The sequence below is a fragment of the Shewanella sp. TC10 genome, from assembly GCF_009663145.1.
GTDB lineage: Bacteria > Pseudomonadota > Gammaproteobacteria > Enterobacterales > Shewanellaceae > Shewanella.
On record NZ_VKHR01000003.1, the window covers coordinates 130,852 to 153,820 of the forward strand.

The window sequence follows — 22,969 nt, forward strand, 5'->3', positions numbered from 1 at the left end:
TTATATACATATCATAGAATAAGTAAATTGCTTTACTCCACTAAGGGATAATTGAAATTGTGTCTGTGATGCAGTAATGTGACGCCACAAGAAATATGATCTATGTCACAAACTGCGAATCATAAATTTAGAAGTCAACCCTAGAACGTTATTGGAGATAATTATGAAAGTAGCTGTACTTGGTGCTGCTGGCGGTATTGGCCAGGCCCTAGCTTTACTATTAAAAACTCAACTTCCTGCAGGCTCAAAGTTGTCTCTTTATGACATTGCTCCTGTTACTCCAGGTGTAGCTGTCGATTTAAGCCACATCCCTACAGACGTTGAAGTTGCTGGTTTCGCTGGTGAAGATCCTACTCCTGCACTTGTTGACGCTGATGTTGTTCTAATTTCTGCTGGTGTTGCACGTAAACCAGGTATGGATCGTTCAGATCTATTCAACATCAATGCTGGTATCGTACGTAACCTAATTGAAAAAGTAGCGGCAACTTGTCCTAAAGCATTAATCGGCGTGATCACTAACCCTGTGAACACAACGGTTGCAATCGCTGCTGAAGTACTTAAAAAAGCAGGTGTTTACGATAAGAACCGTTTATTCGGTGTGACTACACTGGATGTTATCCGTTCTGAAACCTTTATTGCTGAGCTTAAAGGCTTAAACGTTGCTGACGTGAACATCAATGTTATCGGTGGCCACAGTGGTGTAACGATTCTTCCACTACTTTCTCAAGTTGAAGGCGTAAGCTTTACTGATGAAGAAGTTGCTGCATTAACTACTCGTATCCAAAATGCGGGTACTGAAGTTGTTGAAGCTAAAGCTGGTGGCGGTAGTGCGACACTTTCTATGGGTCAAGCGGCATGTCGTTTCGGTCTATCTTTAGTTCGTGGCCTTCAAGGTGAAGCGAACGTTGTTGAATGTGCATACGTAGATGGCGGCAGTGAACATGCTGAATTCTTCGCGCAACCAGTTGTACTTGGTAAAAACGGCGTAGAAAAAGTATTAGCTTACGGCGAAGTCAGTGCATTTGAAGCAAACGCTCGTGATGCAATGCTTGATACATTAAAAGGCGATATCAACCTAGGTGTTGAATTCGTTAAATAAGCCAATAGCTTTTTAAGCCGATAGCTTATTAACTCAAAAAGCGAAGCCTAAGGCTTCGCTTTTTTGTGTCTGTAATCTACTGGTTTACACCGTTAACGTATTACTTTGCCCACAAGCTAAGGCTTAACAAGTGAGCCTATTTATCCAGTCGCTCTAAATAGTACCCAGTTGCTGTACTTACTATTAAGTTGCAGTACTTACCAAGTAATGGTCTTTCCTTGCCAATCGAGAAATTCAGCTTCACTGTCAAAGGTTAGTTGTTGATGAATGCTGAGCAATTGCTTAGCGACAAATTCAGCACTAAAGAGCTTTCCTTCCGGTACGTTAGCCTGAAAAGGCTTAGATAGTTCAGTGTCAGTAGTGCCAGGATGAAAAGCGATGAGCTTGCAGTTTTTTGCTCTGCGGGCATACTCAATAGCACTGGTTTTAATTAACATATTCAACGCGGATTTTGATGCGCGATAGCTGTACCAGCCGCCTAAATGATTGTCACTGATACTGCCAACTCTGGCACTCAATATGCTAATGACACATTGCTGTTTCCCCTTAACCAAGTTCACTAAATTTTGCAGCCATAGCAAAGGCACGATAGCGTTTGAGTTGAATATCGCCTGCATTGATTCTGGGCTAATGTCTTCTAAACGCTTTTCTGGTGCTATGGGGGGCGATTGTGAGGCTTTGTTGTCTCTATGTATGGTGTGTAGCCTGCCATTACAAATAAACACTTTAGTGATATGGCCTTTAATATCACAAAGAGACTGACAGATGGTTGCAATGCTTTGCTGTGAGTAATCAGAAGTAATGTGCAAATGATTAAGCTGATTTTTAGCATCATGTTCAATATTATGTTCAATAGCACAGTAAGCCGTACTTTGGCTAATCGTGATGATCTGTTTGAGGTTGTCAGTGTGGCAAAGCTGCTGCTTAAGGGCTTTGACAATAGCTTTGGCAATGCCTGAGGAGGCGCCAATGATGATAGCGGTTTCAATACTCTTTATGTTTGCAATATCCATAGACTATTTCAGCTTGCAGCTGCCATCTTCGCAGCGTTGTTGACCCGTGAGTAGGTATGATATCTGATAGCGGTTTTTAGCAAATCCACGATAAGCGATGTCGGCAAAGGGTTTGATGCAAGGAAGCCTGAGTAACTGTATCCATTTATGCTTACCAGTTAAGGCCCAGGCTTTGGCTGTGACATCTAAACCAGTTAACACTTCTCCATCATTGGTTTCACCATGCAGAATGTTGTTAGCGATAGATAGGTCGATATGAGGGTACTTTTGTTCAAAGCCTTCTTGGTTTAAATCAGCCAACTCAATCTTGTGTAAACGATCGTACTTTTTAAGTTGGGTCATTTCATTGCTGCATAACGGGCAAGCACTATCGTAAAAAATTCGTAACTCCATGGTACACCTCAGCGTTATTGGGTCAGAAAATAATACGCCGAATATCACTAATTAGATCTTTTTTGTGGACCATCGCACCTGTTTTAAGCTGTGATTGAATGCTAGTATCAAACTTATTGCTCACTTTTTGATGGAAATAAATATGAAGAAACTCAGCCAGTTTACTTCTTTTTTACTCGTATCCTCCGCTGTTATTTCTAGCTCTTTTATTAATACTGCCATTGCAGAAGACGCGAATGGTGCAAATCTTCAAGTGATCCCGCGGCCTGTAAAAGTGATTCAAGTGGATGTCGGTACTGAATACCGAGAGCGCTTTTTACCGGGTGAAGTGAAAGCATCTGAGAAAGCCGCATTATCATTTAGGGTGTCAGGTGAAATAGCAGAAATATTAGTTCGTCCTGGCGACTCAGTGGAGCCTGGTGATATTTTAGCGACGTTAGATAGTGACATATACCAGCAACATTTAGCTGTCGCTCAGGCGCAGTATGAGCTGGCTAAAGTGTTGTTTGAACGTAACGAGTCTCTTGTTGAGCAAGGTGTTGTTTCTCGTAACGATTATGACCAAGCAAAGAGCGATTACACCATTGCCCAAGCCGCATTGGATAAAGCCAAAACCGATGTTACTTACACTAAACTTAGGGCGCCATATCAAGGCGTCATTTCCAAGCGTAATAAGCGTGAGTTTGAGTTTGTCCAAGCCCAAGAAGAAGTCATGGGTATTCGCACAGATTCTGCAGCAGACATCAGCTTCCAGTTACCTGAACAATTTATTGGCTTTCTGCAAAAAACGGATAAAAATTTACAAGACATTGATAACATCGAAGTCAAATTTGATAGCCGCGATCAATGGTATCCAGCAAGGTTAAAAGAGTTAAATACTGTTGCCGATCCGACCACCAGTAGTTACACCATTATTCTGACTTTACCTATGCCTAATGAACTTAACGTTCTTCCAGGCATGTCCGCTCGGGTTAAAGTAAAACTCCCAGCTAGAACAGCTGATGCTCACCCTAAAATACCTGCTGGCGCAGTAATTAAAGAAAACCAACAAGCTTATGTGTTTACTTGGTCGCCTGCGGAAAAAAGGATAACCAAAGTGCCTATCACACTTCAGGGAACTAGGATGATGACAGGCCTCAACGATGGAGACTGGCTGGTGGTGGCAGGGGCTTCAGAACTTGAAGATGGTCAAGCGGCTGTGAAATGGATTAAAGAGCGAGGCTTATAAGATGAAAGCGTTTCAGCATTGTAAATACAGCGTCATCGCAGCTGTCGGGCTTGGCGTGATTTCCTTGTCAGCTTGTGAGCGAACAATTGATATCGCTCCAACAAAAACCTTAGTAAAAACCTATACCTTACCCCATGCAAATAACGAAGTGATGCGTGAATTTAATGGGGTTGCAAGAGCGCAAGACTTAACCAATTTATCGTTTCGTGTCGAAGGTCGAATAGAGCGTATTCCAGCCACTAAAGGCAAAGCCGTTAAAAAAGGCGACTTATTAGCTGTGTTAGAGAAACGTGATTACACCATTGCATTAAGTGATCGCCAAGCGCGAATGGAAGTGAGTTTTAAGCAAGCGCAGCGTGGTAAGCAATTAGTTGAAAGTAAATTGATGGCGCAATCAGATTACGACCAAATGAATGCACAATATTTAGTTGCCAAAGCTGAAGAGCGTCAAGCGGAATTGAATCTTCAGTACACCGAGCTTAGAGCGCCATTTTCAGGCATTGTCAGTGATGTATTTTTAGAATCATTTGAGAACGTGCAACCGGGTGTGTCAGTGCTTAGCATGCAAAAAGTCGAACGCATTGAAGTTGATGTGCAAATCCCTGACATGTTGATTGCGGTATCTAGAAAACATGAAGATCGCCAAGATGCATCTTATTTGAATGTAAGCTTTGAAGCCTTTCCAAATACCACTTTTAAAGGTCACTTATTAGAAGTTAATACCGAAAAAGATCCTGCTACCTCAACTTATATTGCGACTATAGCGGTGGATTTAGACCCTAAATATAAAGTGCTCGAGGGGATGCCTGCTAAAGTGACAGTGAACTTAAGTAACATGACTTACACCTACAATCGGGAGTTTTTAGTGCCGATTGAAGCCGTTGTTATGCAAGACGGCAGTGATATCAATACCCAAACAAGTGGCGTATGGCTTTATAACGCGGTAGATAACTCTATTCAATATCAACCTGTCACCTTAGGGGTGATTGTCGGTGATGAAATTGAAGTGACAAGCGGCCTTGATGATGGCCAAACCATTATTACCACAGGCGCGGCGCGGTTAGTTAAAGGTCAGCAAGTAAAATTGCTGCAGGAGGGGTAACGATGAATCATCAATACTCACTGAATTTAAACAATCCAAACGCCACCAAAAATGCTGATACAAGGGAATGTGTGTAATGAATATAGCAGGCTACTTTGTAAAAAATACCGTTATCAGCTGGATGTTCACATTGATATTACTGATCGGTGGCTTAATGGCATTTACCGGTTTAGGTCAGTTAGAAGATCCGCCATTTACCATTAAAGATGCTGTTGTGGTGACCTTATATCCAGGCGCAACGTCAACAGAAGTTGAAGAGGAAGTGACTTATCCCATTGAAAAGGCGATTCAAGCATTGCCTTATGTGGACTATATTCGCTCGCTTAGCACTTCAGGGATGTCACAAATAACCGTGACCATGAAAAATGTATACGGCCCAGAAGAACTACCGCAAATTTGGGATGAACTGCGCCGTAAAGTAAACGATATGTCGGCTACGTTGCCGCCAGGAGTTGAAACGCCTATCGTAAATGATGACTTTGGTGACGTTTACGGCATCATGTTAATGGTCAGTGGTACTGATTACAGTTACCGCGATATTCTTGATTATGTTGACTATGTTAAGCGTGAGCTTGAACTCGTGCCTGGTGTGGGCAAGGTGTCACTGGCAGGTAATCAACAAGAACAAGTGTTTGTGGAAATGTCGCTGAACAAAGCGGCCAGTTCGAACATCGATCCATCGCTTATTCAAAACTTGCTGAACTCGCAGAACATGGTGTCAGATGCCGGTAATATCCGAGTCTCAGCCGATAACCTGAAAATCCGCACCAGTGGCGGCTTTAAGTCGGTGAACGAGCTTGAAGAACTCATTATCCCAGGTACCCAAGGCGATAAGCTTATTTACCTCAAGGACGTGGCGACAGTCTCACGTGGCTTTCAAAATATTCCCACCAATTTACTTAAATTTGATCAACATGATGCCATCAATATTGGTATTTCATTTTCTACTGGGGTAAATGTGGTTGAGGTGGGTAAAGCCATTGATGCTAAGCTCGCCAGTATCGAAAGTGTCCGCCCTGCAGGGATGGTGATTGAAACCATGTATAACCAGCCTAACGAGGTGGATGCATCGGTAGGCAGCTTTGTATGGAACTTGATTGCTGCAGTGGTGATTGTGGTTGGCGTTCTCCTAGTATTCATGGGCTTTAAGTCGGGTATTTTGATTGGGTTAATTTTATTTTTAACCTGTTTAGGTACCTTTATGTTGATGCTACAAGCCGAAATTGAGCTGCAGCGGATATCACTGGGGGCGTTGATTATTGCGCTGGGGATGCTGGTGGATAATGCCATTGTCATTGTTGAAGGCATACTTATTGGGCGGCAACGAGGGCAAACGACCCTTGAGGCGGCTCAAGGTATTGTAAAACAAACGATGTGGCCATTACTTGGCGCGACAGTGATCGCCATTACCGCATTTGCGCCAATTGGGTTGTCGCCAGATTCAACCGGTGAATTTGCTGGCTCTCTTTTCTGGGTACTGCTGTTTTCACTGTTTTTATCTTGGATTACTGCGATCACGATTACGCCTTTTTTCGCACAATTATTTTTCGGAGCAGAAGCAGAAAAGTCAGAAGGTGAGCCAAAAGATCCATATGGCGGTGCATTCTTTATGTACTACAAGGCACTGCTTGATGTCTGTATGCGCTTTCGTTGGGTTAGCGTCGTAGCTGTGGTTATTGCGTTTTGTGTGTCGATTTACGGCTTTGCCTACGTTAAGCAATCCTTCTTTCCACCTTCGACGACGCCGATATTCTTAGTAGATGTGTGGATGCCAGAAGGAACAGATATTCGCGAAACCCAAACTGTGGTTGAAGGCATGGAGGCTATTGCGGTTGAACTGGATAATGTTGAGTATGTTGCATCAACTATAGGTAAGGGCTTTCCACGTTTCCTATTGACGTATTCGCCAGAGAAAAACTATGCCTCTTATGCGCAAATATCAATTCGAACCACTGATTTTGAAACCTTAACTGACGTGATGGTGAAGTTCAGAAAAGATGTAGAGCGAAGTTACCCTCAAGCGCAGCTTAAGTTTAAGCGATTAGAAATTGGTCCATCGACCGATGCGAAAATTGAAGCGCGCATTAGTGGCGCCGATCCTGATGTTTTACGTTCAATCGCCGCCCAAGTGATGGAAATCTTCAATGCGACTCCAGCGACAGTCAACGTGCGTCATGACTGGCGTGAGCGAGTGAAGTACATTGCCCCGCGCTTTAATGAAACCCAAGCTCGCCGCTTAGGTATTGTAAAAAGTGAAGTAGACGAAGCGCTTAAGTTCTCTTTCACAGGCTTACAAATTGGGGTGTACCGAGAAGGTACAACACTATTGCCGATTATCGGCCGTTTACCTGAAGATGAACGAATCGATATTGAGTCAATGGAAAGTATTCGAATTTGGAGTCCAGCGTTAAGTGCATTTGTCCCCTTGCAACAAGTGGTTGATGGCTTTGAAGTCAGGTTTGAAGATCCAATCATTCAACGTCGAGATCGCAAGCGTACCTTAACGGTATTTGCTGATACTGACTTTGAATACGATATTTTACCTGCAGAATTGTTCACTCAAATTAAACCGCAAGTTGAAGCTTTAGAGCTACCAGTCGGTTATGAGCTGCAATGGGGTGGTGAATATGAGTCTTCAACCGATGCACAAGAGTCCTTGTTTGCAACTCTGCCATTGGGCTTCTTGTTCATGTTTTTGATCACCGTATTCTTATTCAACTCAGTAAGAAAACCATTGGTGATTTGGGCATGTGTGCCACTTGCGATTATCGGTATTACTTCAGGGCTACTTATCCTTGATAAGCCATTTAGCTTTATGGCATTGCTAGGAATGCTGAGTTTATCGGGGATGTTACTTAAAAATGGTATTGTGTTACTTGATCAAATCAACACAGATATCAATGATGGTATTGAAACATTCGAAGCGGTATTTAACTCAACTGTGAGTCGTGTAAGGCCTGTTTGTATGGCGGCAATTACCACTATATTAGGGGTACTTCCTTTGCTGACAGATGCCTTCTTTGAGTCGCTTGCAGCAGTGGTTATGTTTGGTTTAGGTGTGGCAACTATGCTGACTCTGATCATTGTACCTGTGTTCTATATTATCTTCTTTAAAGTTAAGTACCGAAACTATAAAGAGTTTTAGTTAGCAAAATTGGCGATTTGTCGCTATAACTAGTAGGGGCTGTTGATCTTTCAAGGTTGTATTAGCAGCGAGTTGTTGGCCATTTATACAAGGCAGAGACTTTGTGGTGTATTTATTCTACATAAAAAGTCGATAACGCAGTAAAAATGACCAACAAACGCTGCCCGAAGGGTTCGACTAAAAGCGTTTTACTCTTTGTTGGATTTATCTTTGTGAATAAAAGGTGCTTAGATGACTAGGCATCAATTCATCTACCTCGATTTAAACGCTTTATTTCGAACGAAACTTAACCTGCAAAGTTCAACAGACCCTAGTCAACTTTAAAAAGTTGGCTCTTTTTTATGTGATCTATTTTGCGCATTCTCACGTATCACGTTTATGTATTCACACGAGGCTCACTATGTCTATTAGCCAAGCAATTATTAAAGTTACTAACCTTCGTTTACGTACCTTCATTGGATTCAATCCAGACGAACGTGAAAAGCAGCAAGATGTTGTGATTAATATTGAGATCCAATATCCCGCCGACAAGTCATTTCAAACTGATGATGTTGCCGATGCACTTAACTACAAAGTTATCACTAAAAAAGTTATTCAACATGTTGAAGAAGGGCGCTTTTTACTGCTAGAAAAATTGGTCGCAGATGTACTGGCCATTTGTAGCGAACACCCATCTATTACCATGTCTCGAGTAACGATTGATAAACCTCATGCTTTACGTTTTGCCGACTCTGTTTCATTGTCTTTAGAGCAGCGCAAATAAGCGAGCGCTTAAAGCGTTCACGTAACGATGTGGTTTTATTTGGCACGGGTTGCCATAAGGAAAACACATGATTTCAGAAGAAGCACGTAAAGTGCAACAAGTACTCATTGAGCGAGGTCTCGAAACGCCATTGGTCGAAAACGACATGACCAGTGAGCAAAAAATTGAACGTATTCAAGGATTGATGACTGAAGTTGTATCGACACTGGGTTTAGACTTAACCGACGACAGTTTATGCGAAACCCCGCATCGCATTGCCAAAATGTATGTGAATGAGATTTTCTCGGGGCTTGATTATCAGCAATTTCCTAAAGTCACTCAAATTGATAATAAAATGGGTGTTGAGGAAATGGTCAAGGTCAGTGACATCAGTGTTGTTAGTACCTGTGAGCATCATTTTATTACTATAGATGGTTTAGCTGATGTGGCATACATTCCGAAAAAGAAGATTATTGGACTGTCTAAACTTAATCGCTTAGTGCGTTTTTTTGCACAAAGACCACAAGTGCAAGAACGTCTAACTCAACAAGTCTTAGTGGCATTGCAGACCTTGTTAGAAACCGATGATGTTGCTGTTAGTATTAACGCCACACATTATTGCGTTAAGTCACGTGGGGTAATGGACACGCAATCTCATACTACGACTTCTGCTTTAGGTGGCTGCTTTAAAAATAACCCTGCTTCAAGGGCTGAGTTTTTCTCCAAAAGTTGATTAACTTAGTAGACTGATTGATGATACCCCATAGGCCATTAGTGAGCACTGATGGCCTTTATGCTTTCTGTAACCATTAAAAAGAGAACCCTAATGAAACAAACCATATTTATTACAGGTGTCGGAAAACGAATTGGTTATGCTTTGGCAAAGCATTTTTTAGCTCTAGATTGTAATGTCATTGGTACGTTCAGAACTCACTATCCATCTATCGATGAATTATTAGATTTGGGCGCAGATTTATACCAGTGCGATTTATGTCAGCCTGCAGAAATAGATGACATGCTAAGCCGCATTAAAGCGCAGCATTCACAGCTAAATTGCATTATTCACAATGCCTCTGATTGGCACAATGATAAAACCAGTGCAGATATTACCTCTGCAGATATCATGGCTCGGATGATGAACATTCATGTCAGCGCGCCTTATCAGATTAACCTCGCTTTAGCGGAGCTTCTGACGGCATCAGCTGGCACAAATGTGGGCGCTAGCAACATCATTCATATCACTGATTATGTCGCTGAAAAGGGCAGCAAGAAACACATAGCTTATGCAGCCAGTAAAGCGGCGCTGCACAATATGACCCTATCCTTTGCTGCCAAATTTGCCCCAAGTGTGAAAGTGAATTCAATCGCCCCAGCAATGATTCTATTTAATGAAGGCGATGATGAAGCTTATAAAGTTAAGGCGTTAGCTAAAGCGATATTGCCTAAAGAAGCGGGTAATAGTGAAATCATCGAGCTGGTGGATTATCTGCTTGCTAGCCAATATGTCACTGGCAGAAGTTATGCGGTAGATGGTGGTAGGCACCTTAAGTAAACCTTCTTTGTGGAGTTAACGATTTAATAAAATAGTTTTAGACTTCTAGAAGTCTATTTGCTAGTTTGAATGTCATCTACTTTTATTTCAAATGAATGATAAGGGAAGGCAACATGACGACGAGCAATTTAAAACTAGAGTCTTTAGCTCTGCACCACGGTTACCAATCCGAAGCGACAACCAAAGCCGCTGCCGTGCCGATTTATCAAACGACCTCTTATACCTTTGATGACACCCAACACGGTGCGGATTTATTTGATTTAAAAGTGCCTGGTAATATTTATACCCGCATTATGAATCCAACCACAGATGTACTTGAGCAGCGCCTTGCAGCCATCGAAGGCGGGATTGCTTCACTTGCTGTGGCATCGGGTATGGCCGCCATTACTTATGCGATTCAAGCGTTAACTCAAGTGGGTGATAATATTGTCAGCACTAGTCAGTTATACGGCGGCACTTACAACTTGTTTGCCCATACTTTGCCTCGTCAAGGTATTGATGTGCGTATGGCGGCATATGATGATTATGAAGGCTTAGAAGCCTTAATTGATGACAACACCAAAGCGCTGTTTTGTGAATCCATCGGTAACCCAGCAGGTAATGTGGTAGATCTGCAGCGCCTTGCTGATATTGCTCATAAGCATGGTGTACCTTTGATGGTCGATAATACGGTTGCCACGCCAGTGCTCTGCCGTGCTATCGATCATGGCGCTGACATTGTGATTCATTCTCTGACTAAATACATTGGTGGCCACGGCACGACCATTGGCGGAGTCATTATTGACTCTGGTAAGTTTGATTGGGCTGCTAACAAACAACGCTTTGCTTTATTAAATGAACCCGACCCGTCATACCACGGCGTGGTGTATACCGAAGCATTTGGGCCCGCAGCCTTTATCGGTCGTTGCCGCGTGGTGCCACTACGTAATACGGGGGCGGCATTATCGCCACAAAGTGCCTTTTTATTACTTCAAGGTTTAGAAACATTAAGCCTGCGAATGGAGCGCCATTGCAGCAACGCCTTAGCGTTAGCTGAATATTTACAAGCACATCCACAAGTGAGTTGGGTAAATTACGCAGCGCTACCTAATAGTCCGCAACATGAACGCTGTGAAAAAATTACCCAAGGCAAAGCTTCAGGTATTATTAGTTTTGGCATTAAAGCCGCCAATGCTGAAGCGGGTAAAGTGGCTGGTGGTCAATTTATTGATGCACTGCAAATGATCTTGCGCTTAGTTAATATTGGCGATGCTAAGTCACTGGCTTGTCATCCTGCGAGTACTACTCATAGACAGCTTGATTCAAATGAATTAGCTAAGGCTGGTGTATCGGAAGATTTGGTACGTATTTCGGTGGGCATTGAGCATATCGACGATATTATTGCCGATGTGAGTCAAGCGTTAGATAAAGCGACCAGTTAACCTTTAATTTTAGTTGGCCTTTACCTTTAGTTGGCCTTTACACTTGCTCAGCCAATTAAAAAAGCCGTTAATCCCAGTAGATTAACGGCTTTTTGATTTATATTTTCTAACTAATAACCCTTAGTCAGGTTAAGCTGGCTGAGGCAATGCGCCTGGTAGGGGTAATAATCACAGGTAAGGGAATGTCCCAGTACTCAACGGGCAGAAAGCTTACTTGCTGGCAGTCGTGTGCATAGCCTACAGCTAAAGGTTTATTGTCAGTAACTTGAGCCAGAGTGCGATCGTAAAAACCGCCGCCCATTCCCATTCGATTACCTTTATCATCAAATGCCACCAATGGAGTGACAATCATGTCGAGATGTTCAACGGTTACCATATGGCGAATATCTAATTTGGGCTCTGCAATCTTGTAGCGGTTATTGACCATCTCAGTGTCAGCTGTGTAGCGCATAAACAATAAGTGACCTTTAGCAAAAGGGTGAAGGCGCGGTAAGTACACTTCAACGTCAAGCTTCCATAATGCCTCAATCAATTTACTGGTGGCCAGCTCTCCATCAAAGCCTAAATACAAGGCCACTCGTTTAGCCGATATACGCTGGATCTCAGATAATAAATGGCGACTGGCAATTAATGCTAATTGGTTTTGCTCTGCTGCTGATATGCCATTGCGCTCTTGGCGTATATGACGACGAATGCTATCACGGCTCATATTACGGCTATCGAATAAGGGGTAGACGTCACTGGGGCTATTAAAAGAGTGAGGATAAATCACGTCTGCAGTTGCCGAGTTATCATCGGAAACTGGGCTAGCGGAAGAAAAATAGGTAATAAGAGTTTGATTATCTGTTGTAGCAGACTGGTATTGAGTTGAGCCAGTCATAAAACGCGTCATGCTCATAGGTAAGAAGTACTCCATCACATACAAATGAAAGGAAAAATAGCGTTATGAACAAATGATGTTACAGATTGCAGGTTATCCTGATATGCCCAAATCTCAAAGAAGATAATCAATTGATTAACCAGCATTTGCTTATGTGGCCAAAAATTACTCGGCGGTATGATAAAAAAACGCCGACAATATCACTATTATCGGCGTTGTTGATTTACTTACTTATAGAGTCATGACTAATTGCTTAGCTATTTTTCCATATTCATCGATTTCAGCAAGACAGGACTGTCGTATTCAGCGACCAAGCATTTAGCTTTTAACCAGAACTGTCGACGTGTTAAGAAGTAAGCAAAGCAAATACTCAAAATTAGCCATTCAGCGAGGTTGTTTTGCATGAAATAAAGCCCCCCAGAAATTAATGACGCGACAGAATTTGGGTAGTCTTGTTGGCTAGCAATAAAACCTGTTGCAGGGTTTAGCATGAATAAGCCGTATTGCAACGCGCAATATAAAGCGACACCTGCCACAAAGCCTAATAGCTTGGTATACCATTTGTTTGGCAACTTAACGCCATAAACAATTAAATAGACGCCTACAAACAAAGCGCCACCGACAATTGCCGCACCGAACTCTTTGTCTGGCATGGTCGCAAGTCCCCAAATATTGTAGAACAGGGTAAAGCCAATATGAGGAATTAATAGTGTCAGGCTGATAGCAAGTAGCCAGGTTTTCCCTTGACCGATGTTTTTCCAATACCACTTATTGACGCCTTGATAACAGAGCCACAATAAACCAAACAGCAGTAGGTAATTACAAAATGCAGGTAAACCAAAAAAGCTAAACTTCATCGTCACTACACCCCACATCCATTCAGGTATTTGCAATACACTCATACGGTAATGGGTTTCTTCAGCAAATACAGGGAACATTAATGCGATGATCATGCCTATAGTAAGGAACAAGAAGGCAAACTTAAATAGTCCACCAATCATCTTAGGTGCAATGCCTTTGACGCTCTGTTTTTTAAGCTGGGTCACTAAGGTTTGATAGTTAGAAACGACCGCATCTTTAATATCGGTTGATACCCAGTTTTCTTCCAGTAATCCAATTTTTGTTTTGGTTTCGCTAGCTTCAATGATGTCTTTAACCGCAGGCGTTGCCAGTACCGATTTATCGGTTGATTGACTACCACCACCTAGTTGCTTGGCCACACTCCATACTGCAGGGTCGTAAACACCACCGGCATCGTGGGTGTTATTATTTGTCCCTGCAAAGCACATAGTGGTATCAACTTGATCGATATTGGCTGTAAATTGCAAAGTAGGTAGGTTAGCGGTAAAGGCATAAATAAAGGTGCAACCATCTAACGCGCCTTTTACATCAACTTCGGTGACGTCAGTTAATTGATTAACGAGTTTTAGGCCAGTTTTCTTAACGTAATCAGTGGTCCATTCATGGTAATCACTGGTGTTATAATCCCACTTTGTACTGCGTATAGCATTACCGTCGATGGAGTAACTAAAGTAGAGGTAACCGCCACCATCACAGGTGCGACAAGTGACCTTGCCACTGCCGCCACAGCCGCCACAAGTATTACTACCGCTCCCCCAACAACCAGAACATGATTCCGTAGTATGAATGGTGCGATTGTTTTCATAACGAGTGACACTATTACGGCCCCTGCCGCCACAACTCGTACAAGTTTTACTGCCGTTACCATGACATGAAGAACAAGTATCTTTACCTGTACCGTCACAGGTATAACAGACTTTACTGCCGACATAAGTCTCAGGAGCTGATTTTAAGCCCCTATCTTTAATCAAAAAATTCTCAGAAATATCAGGGCCGAGGATCTTAAGGAAGCGATCGTTGAACAAGCTGTTTTGACCGCTAACATATTGTTTAGCTGTATCATTAGCACAGCTATAGGCATTTGATGCTGAACCTGATTTTATCCCTGCTGGGCAATGGCCACCATGTTCATGTTCGGTCACGCCAATTTCAATTGTCCAACCAAAGGTAAAATTGAGTTCTGGCAGTTTCGCTTCTTCGTTACTTAATACAACTGGTACATTAACACCCGTTAAGTCTTTACCGTTATTGCGGATAAACTCTTGGAATTGTTCTAATTTACTCACGTAATACTTCCTATCAATCAATGCGTGAATGGTGCTTTAAACAGTTAAAACGCGTTATAGTTTTATGGTAAATTCCGTTTCATCGGCCTTGAGGTATACCCACTTTCTAACAGCTTGATGGCCACTGGCAGACACTTTTATGTCATAGCCTCCTGGAGGCAGCATCATACCTGCCTCATATTTCGGTTTAATGTTCATTACTGCGATATTGGCACCACTGATATTAGTGGTAATAGTGAGTGGCAATAATGCTTTAGCTACAGACGCAGAGCTTGGCTGAGAGCTAGTTTCATGCTCTGGCATAATGGCTAAATCAAAGCGATTAATCGGCTCGCTAATCGCATCAAAGCCCCGAGTAATCATTAGGTGTTCATCGATGCGCGCACCAATAGGTTGCACCATCGGCTGAGTCACCAATAACCATTTCAGTGCGAATGAAATACTGGCAGAATCATTGTTTTCCATTTGCTCAAAAAAGTAGTGCATGGCGGAATCTTTCATAGTGTATTGGTTACTGCTAACTGTGATTGGTACGATAAAGATCGACACTAATAACACCGCAGAAATTCCGCCTTTAATGTAACCCGCTTTGGCTTTCTTTTTGTCATCAGCGGGTTCAGCATTGCTTTTATTGGCTTGCTTAGCTTGGACCAACTCAACTGCTTTCATCGGCAGTTTTAATACCGTTAATAACACCAATGCCAAGCTAATCGACATAGAAATAGGAGGCACTATGGTGGCGCGCAGTGCAGATTTACCCGTTGATTCAAATGCGCCGCCATCAGCAAACTCAGCTTGCTGAGCTTCAAGAACATTGAGGTACTCAGTGGTTTTACGTTGAATATTAGGCTCAATAATACGTTGCTTAAACTCGCGGTTATTCCAGTCTGCGAGGGTTGGGCTAACGTAAAGCTCTTTCATTTTCCGTTCGATACGTTTTTGAATATCACCTTGCTTTTGAAATTGTGACCAGCTCAAGTTAGGCGGCATATCCAAGCCTTTATTTTTCATGCTTGAGCGCCAGCGTTTATCTGCTTCTTGTCGGACTTTTTTAGCAACAGCATTATCAAAACTTGTTCGATCAGCCATCACCCAAGTGGTAGGTAAGGACAAACCTTTTTGTTTGAGGGTTTTATTCACTTTCAAACTGGTTAATTCATGGTGTCTAAACTCATGGATAGTATTGATACCTAAAGGGTAACCGCCTGATTCTTTGACAAAGTCAGGTTCCATTTTCACCATTAAGACATTCTTATAGTGGTTAACATCATTGGTGTAGACCATACGGTGATCTTTAAAGCCTGCATCGCCGCCGGTAACCGCATCAGCAGCTTGCATTGCTGTGAATAAACCAAAGGTCATGATGCCCGTTAAGATGGAGTTACCTACGTTCTCTGAGGTGCTAATTTCTTCGCGGATTAACCAATCATCAGGTGGAATATAAGGAATGCTGTATTTGGCGATTTCTTTGTCGTAGCCCGTTTGTAAGCGTTCATTACAGCTGTTTTTACGGCTGCCTTTTTTCATATCGCCGCATTTGTTACGACGTTCAAAAAAGTCATACATTTTTGGAGCGATTTTTTGTGCTCTTGATTCAACGCGAGCCTCATAAGCGCTAACGCCTTTTTGGTACTTTTCCCAACCTTGCTTTACTTGATTTTGAGTGTCTAACCAATACTCATTTGAGCGTTCAGGCGAGCTTGCAATTGCTTGGTTATACTCGTTTGAGCCTTGAGCATATTCTTTGTAATTATCACGCAGCGTATGACGAAACTCATCATAGTTTGCGTAGTGCTCATCAAAACGTGATAAGGCGCGATCACGGACAAATTTTTCCATGATCATGCGTTTCTTTTGTTTGAGATCATCGACCAGTTTATCGTCGGCGTAAACTAATCCACCAAACACTGACAAGAAGGTTTTTTCAGTGGCGTTATGGTCAGAATCAGGGTCGTAATTAATGCCTTCAAATTGAATTGATTTTTCAATTAGTGCACTGCGTAATACCTGAGATAAATAAGCTTGCTGACGCTCAGAAGGTGAAGAGGCATCAATTATAAAATGATCTACCAGCCACTTTTGCCCAAAAAACACCGTTGGCCATACCAAGACTGCAATCAAGGCAAAGTAGCCCATGGCTCGTCCTACACGTGCCACTCGTTTACCCTTTAATAGCATATCGGCCAGTAACAGCGTGACACCAATACCACTAATGGTTCGGCCAAATAATTCAACCGCGCGTAAATCATCTTCGCTAGAGTTTTTGCCGCCAGCAACGTCAGTGAGTGCAGCATTAAATACTGCCTCAGGGAACAAATACAATACCGAGCAGATAAACATGAACATCATCCACCAAAAAGGCTTGCCTAATTTGGTGATTTCTTCTTCACGGGCTTGTTGCGCCGCCGCCTTTTTTGACGAACTTTTTTGCTTCTTCTGGACTTTTTCTAATTGCTTTTCTGCCACTTGCATTTTCTGTTGTGTTGGCGTTTTATTTAGCAAGTTGGTTGCAAAGGGGCTTGGTTTTTTATCAGTCATTATGTAGTTTACTATATGTTTTTATTATTGTTATTTGTGAGTACTATTTTGCTTTGCTATCAGGCAAAGTGAGTAAAATAGTTTCACCGGTTTTATGTTCGATTTTCTCGTCAGTAATGGTTGGGAATCCATGTTCAAGCAAGGGAGTAGGCGTAGTATTTTTGGCCTGTACTTTTTTTGCGCTAGTGATGGATTTAAGCCCTGAGCTAAGAGAGAGGTAATAGCCTTCATTTTGATACCCAAGCATTTCCTGAAAACGATCAAAATCAGCATCTTGCGGTAAAGAGGCAATATAGCGCCCTAGATTGCTCAATGGTTGGTAACGCTTGGCTGGTACAGAGGCAGTAAATAAGCGTTGGCAAATTTTATAAGGCGTCGCATCGACAATCACACCGTCAGGCAGCTTATTCTTATTGAGTTTAAGCAGCTGTGTTTGATGATAATCGGTGCCATTGAGCGAATAGGTATACACTTTCATTCCTAAGCTATGAGCTCGACTTTTCACTGCTGAATGTTGCATATAGCTGCGAATATCCAAATGAATACCTGAATTGTTACCTAGCTTTGTGCGCAGTTTTCTTAGGGCTTCGCTGCTGGTGTAGTCTTTGTAACGTGAGCGATAGCGCTTAGTGCCGTAGCGGCCAGCTAGCTCAATGTCATCTTGGTTATCAAGGTAATAAGCATCATTTTTAACGCCTTTGCGTAAATCACTGCGAAGTTTTTCTACACTAGTAGGGTGGCCACCTTGTAAAAAACCTAGGTACACATAAGGATTAATCCCACGAAGTTTGTATAAGGTGTCTTGATCTGCTGCTGAATAATAATAACCACTGAGACCGATATATTTACGTAGCATATTGTCTAAATCGACAAGCTCTTGGCCATTGGCATCAGATTTAATTTCAACGTTCAGCTTTTGATTCGGCATTCGATATGCAGCAAAAATCTTAAATGCTTCAGATGCCGTAATTGGACGCTCATTTAATAAAGTGTTGCTGTCTTTATCCCGCAGTTTTAGCTCGCCAAACTGTTTACGACTCATGCGCTCAAGTTTATAGCGCTCGCCAGTATAATGAACGGTAGCACGGCCAGTTTGACTGTCATGGTGGTTAACCCAAGTCCCATCTTTAAGTAGCATGACGTCAATTTCAACACTATTAAAGTTGTCATTTAATGCCGCAGCAATAGCGTTATAACTGCTTTCGGGCTGACGAAAATCACCACGATGGGCCGAGATATCAATAGGGCATTGTGCCGTTGATAGCATCTTAATATTGCCATTTGCAGCAAGGTATAAATTACGGTCACCCAGCGCTAATTGAATATCAACAATGTCTAAACCCTGATTGGCTGCATCAAGAGGTAAATGTGCAATAGCAGCAGGAATAATATAAGCGGGCTGTTGAGGTTCAGGAGTAGATTTACAAGCTGACAGAAACAGTATTGAACACAGAAATATTAATTTTAAAGCGGATAGGTTTGGCAGACGACTTGTCATAATCCCTAATTACAAGTTATTAATTTGCTGAGATTTATACCTTATTGTTCTTTATAAAACAATAATAACCTTTAAATTAACAGGTGTAATAAAATGAATTGCGAGCTTTAGCGACTTAGCTTACATTTTTACAATTTGGTGATACATTTTATTAGCAAATTGGACTTTTTATTAGGCAATGTTAATAAACTCAATATTGACAATTATGACGCAATTTATGCATCTTTTGGCTATTAAAAGACGATTAAGCAGACATAAAAAAACCACCTAATAAAGGTGGTTTGTTTATTTAGAATGCTCCCCAGAATACCGACCGTCGGTGTAGCCCTTGAACCGTAGGTTCAAGGCGGGAAAATGTTCATCTCCTAAGGTTTCTCGATACGAGCCGAGCATACACAATGTCAATGAAAACATTCACCCTGGGTTTGTAAATATCGGCACAGGGACATAACCTACAAGCGCATATCCCAGGGAGCAAAACCAGTGTGAATCATGTTGAGACCATTAAGGTTGCTTAACACAAATCAAAATTCTTTAATCTTCCTTGGTGCGTTCAACCAACGAGTTTTCTAACGTTGATTGTAATAACGAAATACGCTCATCCATTTGCGCCATATACTGCTTATTTTTTTGCTGTTCTTCGTGTAGCTCGTAACCAATATTCAGTGCGGCCATAATGGCTAATTCTTCGCGGCTTAAATTATTGGTTCGTGCTTTCAGGTTCGTGAGCTGCTGCTCAACACCTTTAGCGATCGAACGCAAAGCATCCTCTTGTCCTTTCGGGCAAGCGATAGAGTAGGTGCGCCCTAAAAGGGAGATATCAATAGCACTGTTACTCATAGTTCGCTGAAGATCCTTATTCGTCTAAAATAAAAATTGTAGCAGTTTACCAATCCCTCTGACTGTAACGCTTTAGCATGAATGCGAGTATTAGCGTTGATTTTACAATCATTTTACATCAACAACAGAGGAAATAGCCTGTTTGCGGACTATATAGCGCTCATATTAAAAGTGCAAGGTAACTTGCCCGCTTTACGGCTATTTGCTTGATGAATGAGCATTTCAGCGAGGTTCGATGTGATCCGTACACTCACCCTGAGTCTGAATCACTCAATGATCTACACAACTTTATTTAACGACACCACTAAGAATACGTTGTTTATGCCAAAACGCTTAGTTGATCGAGTTATATTCCAGAGTGTTAATATTAGTAATTGGTTTAATAACCGCCATTAAAAGCCAGCTATTCCAGCAGATTTACCGCTCGATTTAAGCTAATAAGCTAAAGGTGCTTTATACTTAGCAGATTCAAGCGATATTTTTTAAATCAACTTTTTACAGCGAGATAATTTTTTGCTTATTTACCCAGCAAAAATAGCCACAGGATTTGGTGGCCGTTATTAACTCTGCTAGCATTGCACCAGATTGATTATTTAATGGAAAATTACCATGGCTACCCCTCCTTCTTTATGTATCGAAAAACTGAAAAAAGCCCTAGATTCAGCTGAAATTGGTCAGCATCCTGTTGAGGTGCATGGCGCATTAGTCGGGTTAATTTGCGGCGGAGTTGATCAAGCCAATCTGCTATGGCTAAAACCGTTAGTTGAATTAATGAATGACGGCCAAGCACTACCAAATGATTTACAGCAATTAATCTCAGATTTGTTCAAAGATACTGCCACGCGTTTAGGCGATGCTGAATTTGGTTTTTCGCCATTACTGCCTGAAGAAGAAGAGCCTTTAAGCAAGCGTTTAGAATGCCTCGCATTATGGGTGCAAAGCTACTTAACCGCTATTGCACTTATCCAGCCTAAACTTAATGGCGCATCATCAGATGTACGTGAGATCATTCAAGACTTAGGCGCTATTGCTCAAGTTGAATTTGATGTGAGCGACGATGACGAATCAGAAGCTGCATTTATTGAACTGCATGAATTTGTCCGTATGGCAGCGGTACTGTGTTACTCAGAGTTCGGCCCTGAAATCCCATTAGATGACAGCGAACCTGCAGCGCCACTGCACTAACCCATACATACACTACTCATCAGTAGCAACTTAGTGCACACTCACATTGGTGTAGTGTGCAAGCGTTAATCGAAAAATAAAAAGAACTCGCTCTATGACACAGTCAACCAACTCAGCTACCGATATCTCTCATCACGTCACGTCATCTGTTGTTGAAAATGTCGACATCACCATTGTCGGCGGTGCGATGGCTGGAGCGAGTTTAGCCCTTGGTTTAGCGCAGTTATCAGATAAATATCAACATAAGCTTGGCAGACCTTTATCCATTGCCATTATAGAAGCGGTAAAACCTGATGATAACCATCCAGGCTTTGATGCTCGCTCTATTGCGATTGCCCATGGCTCAGTGTTTGAACTAACCCGTCTAGGTATTTGGCCAAAGCTTGCAAGCCTTGGCACCGAAATCAGCAATATCCATATTTCTGATCGCGGTCATTTCGGCATGACCGAACTTAACGCTGAGCAGTTTTCGTTATCGTCAATGGGACAAGTGGTTGAGCTGGCTAAAGTCGGTAAGGTGTTGTTTGATGAGCTAAAGAATAGTAAACAAGCCATTAAGCTATATTGCCCAGCGCAATTATCAGATTTACAAACAGATGCCACCGGCCATACGTTAACCTTAAATAACGGCCAGCAAATTCGTACTCAGCTACTTGTAGCGGCTGACGGCGCTAACTCCAAAGTGCGCCAAGCGTTAAACCAAGACATTGAAAAAGTCGATTTTGAACAAGTGGCATTGGTTGCTAATGTTCAAACCGATAAGCCACATGATGGCTGGGCATACGAGCGCTTTACTGAAACTGGGCCGCTAGCTTTATTGCCCATGTCAGCAGTTAACGCTAAGCCCCGTGTTTCATTAGTATGGGCGCTTGATAACGAGCAAGCACAAGCACTTAAAATCGCGCCCAAAGCTGAGTTTTTAGCTGCGCTGCAAACCGCGTTTGGTAACCGAGCAGGGCGCTTTACCGATGTGGGTGAGCGAGTCAGTTATCCATTGACGTTATCGTACATGCCTAGGCCTATTTACCATCGCACAGTATTTATTGGTAATGCTGCGCAAACTTTGCACCCCATTGCAGGCCAAGGCTTTAACTTAGGTTTGCGTGATGTTGTTGGGTTAATTGACGCCATTGAAGCAAATCTCATCGAGCTCAGTAAAACAGATCCACAAGCGCTTGATTGCGGTCAAAATTCGCTTATTCATCATTATCTGACACTTCGCGAGCAAGACAGAAACAGCACAATCAACAATGTTGAGTTTTTAGTGCGCGGCTTCTCAAATCAGCATTGGCCATTAGTGGCTGGGCGCAGTTTAGGGTTAAGATTATTGTCTTGGTGTCCACCACTTAAAGCGCCTATTGCCCATAAAGCAATGGGATGGAAAAGCGCCTAAAGATTGCAAGTGCAGTAGTAAAGTATCTCAGTGAACCGATTGAAGATTAAGGATTAACATGTTTCAAACTCAAACCTATGATGTAGCCATTGTTGGCGGTGGTATGGTTGGCTTGGCAACAGCAATCGGTTTAGCCGAGGCTAACTTAAACGTGGTGGTGATTGATGCAGGCCAAACAGAGGCGGTATCAGGCGAGCCACGACTCAGAGTTAGCGCGATAAACAAAGCCAGTGAGCGATTACTAACAAACTTAGGTGCATGGCAATACATTGACCATGACCGCACTGCGCCGTATCAAAAAATGGCCGTATGGGATAAAGACGGATTAGGCAAAATTGCCTTTGATGCTGCCAGCATTAGCGAGCCATCCCTTGGCGCTATTATTGAAAACCAATCGATAAGTTACGCCTTAGCTAAGCGCACCAGCGAGCTAAGTAACATTACCCATCTTGAAGGCCAGCGACTTGAACGCATCGCATTTGGTGAGCGTGAGTCTTGGTTAACCTTAGATAACGGCGAAAACCTAAGCGCTGCATTAGTGGTTGCTGCCGATGGCGCTAACTCTTGGGTGCGCAGCCAGTGCCAAATTCCACTGACCTTTTGGGACTACGGCCACCACGCCATAGTTGCCACCATTCGCACCGCAGAGCCCCATGAAGATACCGCTCGTCAGGTGTTTTTAGCCGATGGCCCATTAGCTTTACTGCCACTTTACGAAGAAAACTTATGTTCAATCGTATGGTCGGTATCGCCTGAAGAAGCAGAGCGATTAAAAGCACTTTCAAGTGAAGAG

18 protein-coding genes and 1 other RNA gene are annotated in these 22,969 nt (G+C 42.5%); 11 read left to right on the forward strand and 8 right to left on the reverse strand.

Annotation, left to right across the window (positions count from 1 at the left end; all coding sequences use genetic code 11):
• Nucleotides 1-163 precede the first annotated feature (163 nt).
• Entirely contained in the window at nt 164-1,099 is a 936-nt protein-coding gene (gene mdh, locus FNZ24_RS01855; RefSeq protein WP_153912723.1) for a malate dehydrogenase, read from the forward strand.
• 197 nt (nt 1,100-1,296) lie between these two features.
• Here the strand turns inward: mdh and FNZ24_RS01860 are convergent, their stop codons facing one another.
• Both FNZ24_RS01860 and FNZ24_RS01865 read right to left on the reverse strand, forming a co-directional pair.
• Entirely contained in the window at nt 1,297-2,088 is a 792-nt protein-coding gene (locus FNZ24_RS01860) for an SDR family NAD(P)-dependent oxidoreductase (protein WP_194944976.1), read from the reverse strand.
• 27 nt (nt 2,089-2,115) lie between these two features.
• Nucleotides 2,116-2,505, reverse strand: a complete 390-nt coding sequence (locus tag FNZ24_RS01865; RefSeq protein ID WP_153912725.1) for a thiol-disulfide oxidoreductase DCC family protein — start codon at nt 2,503-2,505, stop codon at nt 2,116-2,118.
• Between the two features lie 142 nt (nt 2,506-2,647).
• Here FNZ24_RS01865 and FNZ24_RS01870 point away from each other — a divergent pair, with 142 nt between their 5' ends.
• From FNZ24_RS01870 to FNZ24_RS01900, 7 genes are all read left to right on the forward strand, one after another.
• Complete coding sequence (locus FNZ24_RS01870; protein WP_194944974.1) at nt 2,648-3,733, forward strand: efflux RND transporter periplasmic adaptor subunit; 1,086 nt, start codon at nt 2,648-2,650, stop codon at nt 3,731-3,733.
• Between the two features lies 1 nt (nt 3,734).
• Complete coding sequence (locus FNZ24_RS01875; protein WP_153912727.1) at nt 3,735-4,835, forward strand: efflux RND transporter periplasmic adaptor subunit; 1,101 nt, start codon at nt 3,735-3,737, stop codon at nt 4,833-4,835.
• A gap of 76 nt (nt 4,836-4,911) precedes the next feature.
• On the forward strand, nt 4,912-7,980 hold the full coding sequence (locus tag FNZ24_RS01880; protein ID WP_153912728.1) for an efflux RND transporter permease subunit: 3,069 nt from the start codon (nt 4,912-4,914) through the stop codon (nt 7,978-7,980).
• A gap of 406 nt (nt 7,981-8,386) precedes the next feature.
• Nucleotides 8,387-8,743 carry a dihydroneopterin triphosphate 2'-epimerase gene (folX, locus tag FNZ24_RS01885; RefSeq protein WP_153912748.1) on the forward strand — a complete coding sequence of 119 codons (357 nt, stop codon included), beginning with the start codon at nt 8,387-8,389 and terminating at the stop codon, nt 8,741-8,743.
• A 67-nt stretch (nt 8,744-8,810) separates the two neighbouring features.
• Nucleotides 8,811-9,455 carry a GTP cyclohydrolase I FolE gene (gene folE, locus FNZ24_RS01890; protein WP_153912729.1) on the forward strand — a complete coding sequence of 215 codons (645 nt, stop codon included), beginning with the start codon at nt 8,811-8,813 and terminating at the stop codon, nt 9,453-9,455.
• A gap of 93 nt (nt 9,456-9,548) precedes the next feature.
• The gene (gene folM / locus FNZ24_RS01895; protein WP_153912730.1) at nt 9,549-10,274 is read left to right on the forward strand and encodes a dihydromonapterin reductase; all 726 of its coding nucleotides are present in this window, start codon (nt 9,549-9,551) and stop codon (nt 10,272-10,274) included.
• 113 nt (nt 10,275-10,387) lie between these two features.
• Nucleotides 10,388-11,695: an O-acetylhomoserine aminocarboxypropyltransferase/cysteine synthase family protein gene (locus FNZ24_RS01900; protein WP_153912731.1), complete on the forward strand. Its 1,308-nt coding sequence runs from the start codon at nt 10,388-10,390 to the stop codon at nt 11,693-11,695.
• Nucleotides 11,696-11,819: 124 nt separating this feature from the next.
• Here the strand turns inward: FNZ24_RS01900 and FNZ24_RS01905 are convergent, their stop codons facing one another.
• The 6 genes from FNZ24_RS01905 to zapA all read right to left on the reverse strand — a co-directional run bounded on the left by FNZ24_RS01905 (nt 11,820) and on the right by zapA (nt 19,598).
• Complete coding sequence (locus FNZ24_RS01905) at nt 11,820-12,593, reverse strand: 5-formyltetrahydrofolate cyclo-ligase (protein WP_153912732.1); 774 nt, start codon at nt 12,591-12,593, stop codon at nt 11,820-11,822.
• Nucleotides 12,594-12,832: 239 nt separating this feature from the next.
• Nucleotides 12,833-14,722 (reverse strand): hypothetical protein, encoded by a 1,890-nt coding sequence (locus tag FNZ24_RS01910; RefSeq protein WP_153912733.1) that lies wholly within the window; start codon nt 14,720-14,722, stop codon nt 12,833-12,835.
• Nucleotides 14,723-14,776: 54 nt separating this feature from the next.
• Complete coding sequence (locus tag FNZ24_RS01915) at nt 14,777-17,260, reverse strand: hypothetical protein (protein WP_153912734.1); 2,484 nt, start codon at nt 17,258-17,260, stop codon at nt 14,777-14,779.
• Nucleotides 17,261-17,303: 43 nt separating this feature from the next.
• A complete protein-coding gene (locus FNZ24_RS01920; protein ID WP_153912735.1) occupies nt 17,304-18,758 on the reverse strand; it encodes a glycerophosphodiester phosphodiesterase in 1,455 nt (484 codons plus the stop codon).
• A gap of 294 nt (nt 18,759-19,052) precedes the next feature.
• Nucleotides 19,053-19,235, reverse strand: a non-coding RNA gene (gene ssrS / locus FNZ24_RS01925) — 6S RNA.
• 57 nt (nt 19,236-19,292) lie between these two features.
• Nucleotides 19,293-19,598, reverse strand: a complete 306-nt coding sequence (gene zapA, locus FNZ24_RS01930; RefSeq protein WP_153912736.1) for a cell division protein ZapA — start codon at nt 19,596-19,598, stop codon at nt 19,293-19,295.
• 609 nt (nt 19,599-20,207) lie between these two features.
• On the opposite strand from zapA, the gene FNZ24_RS01935 reads away from it, so the two are divergent.
• The 3 genes from FNZ24_RS01935 to FNZ24_RS01945 form a co-directional block, all read left to right on the forward strand.
• Nucleotides 20,208-20,783: a UPF0149 family protein gene (locus tag FNZ24_RS01935; RefSeq protein WP_153912737.1), complete on the forward strand. Its 576-nt coding sequence runs from the start codon at nt 20,208-20,210 to the stop codon at nt 20,781-20,783.
• A 94-nt stretch (nt 20,784-20,877) separates the two neighbouring features.
• Nucleotides 20,878-22,176, forward strand: a complete 1,299-nt coding sequence (ubiH, locus tag FNZ24_RS01940) for a 2-octaprenyl-6-methoxyphenyl hydroxylase (RefSeq protein WP_153912738.1) — start codon at nt 20,878-20,880, stop codon at nt 22,174-22,176.
• Between the two features lie 58 nt (nt 22,177-22,234).
• Nucleotides 22,235-22,969 (forward strand): FAD-dependent oxidoreductase (locus FNZ24_RS01945; RefSeq protein ID WP_153912739.1); only part of this gene is annotated, 735 nt, incomplete at its 3' end.